Origin of the sequence: Melioribacter sp. Ez-97, from assembly GCF_051488665.1 — a bacterium.
In the GTDB taxonomy this organism is placed as follows: domain Bacteria; phylum Bacteroidota; class Ignavibacteria; order Ignavibacteriales; family Melioribacteraceae; genus Melioribacter.
The window spans coordinates 1-6762 of sequence record NZ_JBPSEG010000024.1; the positions used below are offsets into that span (position 1 = coordinate 1).

The 6762-nt window shown below is 31.6% G+C and carries 5 protein-coding genes; 3 read left to right on the forward strand and 2 right to left on the reverse strand.

Annotation, left to right across the window (positions count from 1 at the left end):
- Nucleotides 1–558 precede the first annotated feature (558 nt).
- Genes ACSSWA_RS14800 through ACSSWA_RS14810 form a run of 3 tightly spaced genes read left to right on the forward strand, consistent with a single transcriptional unit; the run spans nucleotide 559 to nucleotide 5414 of the window.
- Entirely contained in the window at nucleotides 559–3030 is a 2472-nt protein-coding gene (locus ACSSWA_RS14800; RefSeq protein WP_437357409.1) for a T9SS type A sorting domain-containing protein, read from the forward strand.
- A 20-nt stretch (nucleotides 3031–3050) separates the two neighbouring features.
- Complete coding sequence (locus tag ACSSWA_RS14805) at nucleotides 3051–3623, forward strand: hypothetical protein (RefSeq protein WP_437357411.1); 573 nt, start codon at nucleotides 3051–3053, stop codon at nucleotides 3621–3623.
- A 33-nt stretch (nucleotides 3624–3656) separates the two neighbouring features.
- Nucleotides 3657–5414: a T9SS type A sorting domain-containing protein gene (locus tag ACSSWA_RS14810; protein ID WP_437357413.1), complete on the forward strand. Its 1758-nt coding sequence runs from the start codon at nucleotides 3657–3659 to the stop codon at nucleotides 5412–5414.
- A gap of 62 nt (nucleotides 5415–5476) precedes the next feature.
- On the opposite strand, the gene ACSSWA_RS14815 is transcribed toward ACSSWA_RS14810, so the two are convergent.
- Together ACSSWA_RS14815 and ACSSWA_RS14820 are read right to left on the reverse strand one after the other, a co-directional pair.
- Nucleotides 5477–6442 (reverse strand): integrase core domain-containing protein, encoded by a 966-nt coding sequence (locus tag ACSSWA_RS14815; protein ID WP_437357415.1) that lies wholly within the window; start codon nucleotides 6440–6442, stop codon nucleotides 5477–5479.
- Between the two features lie 57 nt (nucleotides 6443–6499).
- On the reverse strand, nucleotides 6500–6762 hold a 263-nt coding region (locus tag ACSSWA_RS14820; RefSeq protein ID WP_437357417.1), incomplete at its 5' end, for a hypothetical protein.

Sequence of the window (6762 nt, forward strand, 5' to 3'; positions counted from 1 at the left end):
CTGAGGTACAATGTTCTTCGTTAAATAAAGGCGTATATTATACATCAAAACTATCAGCTATTGTATATCACATATATCAAAGAAAAAAGAATTTCTACCCACTAATCCCTAAACCCTGATCCCTAGTTCCTAATCGAACAACAAACATTGAACTCCAAAACCGAGAACCCCAGAACGATGAACCCCAAAACCAAGAACCTCAGAACCCCCTAACCACCAATCCCTAATCCTATGTTAAAAAGTCTTGACTTTTTTTTGAGATTTAGTTAAATTCACTAAGAGAGAAATTTCCGGGCAGATACTTTCCGATTAGAGTAAGTTCATTTCATTTTACTGAGGGTGGAATAAAAAATAAATGGAATAAATATTAGTCCCATCTAACTTGTCAAATAAATTAGCAATAAATTACTGTTTTAAAATTAATTTATAATCAATATCATTTAGGCTTTGTAGGGGATGGTAAGATGAAAAGAATGGAAATTTTACAAGCTTATATGATTTGTTATTGATAATTATCAATGGAAATTAAATAATAAATAAAAAATGGGGGGAGTAAAAATGAGAAAAATTATCTATTTACTTAGTTTAATATTATTAGTCAATTCATTTATTAATGCGCAACAATCGGATATCATAACCAAAACAGCTTTTGCAAATAATTTATCTGAAGATTGTACTATACTTTGTTCGAAAATTAGTATTGATGGTGAAAAGTCTATCAGAACTTTTGAAGTTGAAATAGCTTCGGAAGGTGAATATTTTTTATCTGCTTGGTTAATGAATACCAGTATAATAAAGAAGAATGGAATACAGTTCTATATTGATGATAGTAGTAGACCTGAAGGATTAATAATGCCAAAAAGTGAGCAATGGCAATTTGTTAAACTCAGGGATTCCAGTGGTAATAAAAGAAAAATAAGACTTTCAGCTGGTAATCATTTGCTAATATTTACTTCAATGCTTCCTGAATTACCTCCTATAGAATTCATTAGACTTATAAAAAGTGAATCTGACACAGAATTGAATAATGAAGAGTGGTATAATTATTTTGAGAATGCTAAGGAAAATAATTTCAAGATTAATAAATATACAGTAAATAAAATTAATGAAAATCCTATGTATGAGTATGATCATCAATTAAATACATATTTTACTTATACATATTTTTCAGATTTTTATTTTAATGTAGGAACAGTAGTCTTTGAAACGAAGAAAGCTGATCCCTATTCTTCCGATCCTGTAATGCATTTATTTAATATTCAAAACCCTGATAATGGTTCCTGGGGTGATGATGACAGTGGAGAAGGTTATCAAGCTAAAATTACTGCAAATATTCAAAATCCTGGTTATTATCGTCTTCTTGTTAGATCATATAGTTCTAATCAAACTCAAACAACAGATCTTTATTTAAACAATGCCTTATATGCTTCAAATATAGTTATTTCAGGTGCAAATCTAGATTGTGATCATTCATTAACTGAAGAAATAAACTACTTTACTTGTTTTCCAACAGGTGATCCTGCCTTATGGATTCAAAGCGAAGATCTAAGAATATTAGGTCATAATGATGATTATGTAGGCACAGGGGATATTATCTGGCAACAAAATGCAAGAGTGAAAAAGTCTTATTCTAGTCACATGACAAAATGTATTGTCACATCGTCAAGCACTTATTATCCTACAGGATATTGTGATGTCTATATGAGATGTAAAAATGTTCCATCATCAACTATTAACAATTTCAGAAATCTAAATCCAGATGATGCAATTATGTCAGGAGATTATATTGGGAATTATAATTGTATTTCGTGGACAGGGGGAATAACTTCGTATTCAGAGTGGCCATTAAATCCTGGCTCTAGATATTACGTTCAAGGAGATTCATTAGCATCATTTGATAATTTTTACGCAAATAATCCACTGAGATATTCTGGTGCAGAAGGTTGGAATTATACACGTACAGGAGCTACACAATCAAATAATGTTATTGATCTTTGGTATTATGATGGATATTATGTTAAAACCTATACGCACGCATCTGTTAATGCAAAATGGTATAACAATCCTAATTTAGAACCTGCTAATGGGCACTCACATGGATATGATTGGGAAAGTAAAGCAGGGGACATGGAAAGATTTTTTCATCCCAGATATGCATTTAATGGTAGCTCTTATGGATATATCAAACATTATTATAAATTAGATGACGTTTTATTTAAGAAAGATTTTATTACCTCAGAAGAATCAATTCAAAGAGGATTATCAAAATTGGATAAAGTTACTTTAAGCAGTTATGAAATACAAAAAATAAATGAGTTGAAAGCTAAATTGCTTAACGAAAATGGGATTAATGAATTTTTTAGAAAGTACGATGCCTGGAAAAAAACCTGGACTGATCCAAGCATAAGTTGCCAAAGTAATCCTCGAGCGTATGCAAGTTCTAGTGAATATTATGATTTTTTAAATTATTGTATCTCAAAGAATAAAAAAGTATTGCCTCTTATTCTTGAAAGGTTAAATGAAGGCGACTTTTATTTAATTGTTGCAATGGAAGATTTGACTTATGCAGGAAATGAAAAACTGATGGAGGAAATACACAAAGAAAATAAAAATAACATGTATGCAGATGATGGTGTTTTTGTAATTCACACACTAATTGGTAATTGGTTAAAATTTGGGAAGAGATTACTTGCAAATTTTGAGGATTATCAAGGTTTTACGCTTCAAAGCTCAGAATCAATGTTAAATTACAGTTCTAATACAACCGAAGATAAAGTTGTAATGCAAAACTATCCCAATCCCTTCAATCCGACAACAATTATTGAATATACAATACCCACAAAAGAATTTGTGTTACTTAAAGTTTATGATATTATGGGAAGAGAAATTGAAACTCTTGTTAATGAAGAAAATGAGGCAGGAACTCATAAAATTGAGTTTGATGGTAGTAAATATTCAAGCGGTGTTTATTTCTATAGAATACAGGCAGGCAAATTTACAACTACAAAGAAATTTATATTGGTGAGATAAAAAAGTATTAGGAGTAAAAAATGGTAAGTTGTATTTATAAAAAATTATTATGGTTTATAATTACAGGCTTATTTTTTTCTTTTACTTGTTGTAAAGATAATATAGTGTCAAGTTCAAACTCAAATGAAGGACTCTGTATCTATGCAACCAAAATTAATATTAATTCAGATTTATCTTATCAAAATATTGATTTAGAAAAAGCAGAATTAATAGGTGAACCTATAATTTCTTACAATCATATAATATTGTATGATACAAGCAATCATGTGTTAACTTTATCTTTTTCACAAGATTCTCTTAAAAAGAGAATTGCTCAGATGAGTGCTTATGATAATGTTATTGGCATGTATGGAATGCCTTTTATAGTAACATTGGATCATGAAAAAATTTATGGTGGCTGGTTTTGGCTACCTGTTTCTTCTATTCATTGCCATTCAATTGTTATATTGCTCGATACTGTTTCTTATGCTTTAAAAATTAATGAGATAAAAATACAACTAGGCTACACGGATGAAAATCAATTTAAAGGAACTGACCCAAGAAATAATAGAAAGATCATTTATCGGTTAATTAAGGATAAAAAAGTAAAATGAATGCTATTAATCGATTTTCCAGGAGGGATTAAAATGAAAAAAGTCTTTTTAAAACTTATCGGTATCTTTAATTTGATGATATTTGTTACAATAACTTTTTCTCAGATGGATACATTTTATGTTGCTAGTGATACACCACCTTCCGAAGGGAATTTGAATCGAGCTATAGAAGCTATTATTCAGAAAGGAACTTTGTCAAATACATTATTTATGTTAGAAAAAAATGGTTATTATGTAATGACAGATTCAATACTTATTCCATCAGGAGAAAATTTAACTATTATAGCGCCAGAGCCAGGAACTACACAGCAAGCTGCGCCTCCGCAGTTATTGTGGAGCTCCCAAACAAATAGCGACAAAAAACATTTCTTTGTTTCTTATGGTAATCTTATACTAAGAAATATATGGATATTAAGCATGGATACAGAAGGAAATAAAATTGGCTCAAATATAATATTCAAACAAAATAATAAATTGAATAAACAACAATGCAAATTAGAAAATGTGATGTTTGATTCTTTTACATATTCACCCGAAGGGAATGGAACTATAACAATTGCGTGTGAGAATTTTACTGGTGAATTTAAGAATTGCTACTGGAAAAATTGTACTAATGAATTTTTAACCCATCAAGGTAAAGCTGTTTCATTCCATTATAAACATTCTGGTTTACATATTGACAGTTTATTATTTGAAAATTGCACATTTGCAAATATTGGTCAAGTATATGAACAGCAAGGAAGCTATTATGCTGACTTTGTTAAATTCAATCACTGTACATTTCTTAATGTAGTAAAAAGCCCATTGCAATCAGGTGCCTGGTATAAATTAGTTTTAACTAATAATTTATTTATAAATACATTTATGTATGGGTACATCCCTGTTATTGATGAGTATAAAGCAGCGGGAGGGATATTCAGAATAGATAGCATTACAAATTTTGGTTTCATAGCCCCCTTTACTGAAAATGATCGTAAGATATTGTTTGTTAACAACAACTACTACATAGAAAATTGGTTATCGTATTGGATGAAGAATAATCCATATAGTCTTGAATTACAAATCAAAAAACAATATGATTTTATACCTGAACCGCAACCGATATTAAATCGAAACACAGAAACATTTTTTAAATCAAGTTCTTTCCCTTTTATAAGTATGAACAATATTGATAGTCTAAATCCCAATTTCATCTTACCACCAAGCGATACGACATCAATAAAACAATTTCTTTTTTACAGGTGGTCGAATATTGGAGCTACTCAAAACTGGGCATGGAGGCCAGAAAGTAGCATTCATCGATTGTGGCCTCTGGAAGAAAATCTTGCCTACTCAAACAGTACATTATTAACGGCTGGAATGGGAGAATTCCCATTGGGAGATTTAAATCATTGGTTTCCAGAAAGGTATACAGAATGGAAAGCACAGAAAGAATTCGAAGATGAACGAATAGCTACCTGGCTGGAAACAGGTAAAGACCCTGTAGTAGGTATATATGAAGAATATAAAATAAGACAACCTTTTGATATAAGACTTTTTCAAAATTACCCCAACCCCTTCAATCCAACAACTGTAATCAGTTATCAATTACCTGAGAAAAACTATGTAACATTAAAAGTCTATGACATTTTAGGAAGGGAAATAGCTACACTCATAAATGAATATCAAAATGCAGGCAGTTACAAAGTAGAATTTTCAGCAGATGAATATCAACTATCCAGTGGAATATATTTTTACACATTGAAAGCTGGTAAGAATTATGCAGTTAAGAAGATGTTGCTGGCGAAGTAGGTTAAATTACCGGTATTGCCAAATTCGCGTTTAGGTACGTGCGACTGCCTACCGGCAGTGTATTACTTCAGTAATTCGGTAACATTACGGAGGCAATCTAAAGGAGTTATAAAATTTAACGAACCATGCCGGCGTTGATAATTATAACGATATAAATAACCACTTATTTCAGAAGATAAGGTATATAAAGTTTGACCGAAGTTCAAATAGATTAAGCATTCTTGATGTAAAATTCTCCAAAATCGTTCGATTTTGCCATTGGATTGAGGATGATAAGGCCGTGTGTAAGTATGATCAATACCAACTATATTTAACATAGTTTCAAAGAAATAAGTTTTTTTGGCTTTCTGAGAGGTAAAAGCGGTAAACTCAACGCCGTTATCAGTCATCACACGCTCAGGCTGGATGCCGTGAGCTAAGAAGAAACGAAGAGATTGAAAAAAAGCTTTTGAAACTTCAGCTGCATTTATAGCAGGGATTACTTGAACATAAGCTAAACGACTGTAGTCATCAATTATGCCGAATAGATAATATCTTTTTCTATTTTGCATTATTGATTTTGGGAGATAATAAGTATCTGCATGAAGAAGTTCGCCCGGATACTTTTTAACATAACGTTTGATTTGTTGTTTTCTTTTATTGTTTAACGGATACCTCTTAAAGGTTCTGTAAATAGTCGAAACAGAAGGATGAAGGTCAAACTTGTTCTTTAACAAATGGAATATTTCAAATTCGTTAGCGCCAAGTTTACGACGAATTTTAATTATTATCCGTTCTTCTTCTTTACTAAGAAGTTTGTATTTACCAGGCTTTGGACCTCTTTTTTGTGGAAGAAGCGCAGATTGTTCTTTCCCGGATTTTATCCATCGTTCATAATATTTCCTTATGTCCTTACGATGGATATGGTGTACTTCACAAAGTTGGTTGACAGTCTTAAAAACTGAAAAATCACCAGACTTAATTTTTTCATAATCTTGCAAAATGGTTAACCATTTTGATGTAATAGCATTAATTGTTGATTTGTTCATTGTAACACCAAATTATTACTTTTAATATAACTCCGGTGTTACCGAAATGCTGAAGAATTACACGGCAGGCAGGTTCTTCGTGCTGAAGTTAGGGGGTAAAGATAGAGATTCTTCACCCGCTGATGGCGGGTTCTGAAAGACATAAAGTATTAATTTCCCTTTCACCATTGTATTGAATAATGCAAACGCTGTAATTTGTCTTTCTGAGGAGATCCGACGTAGACGGAACGACGAAGGATCAGTATGGCAATTTGATTTACTTAACTGACTTGGAGATTCTTCTTCCTCCTGCGGCGAAGTCGGAGTGACCGTAACCTTTG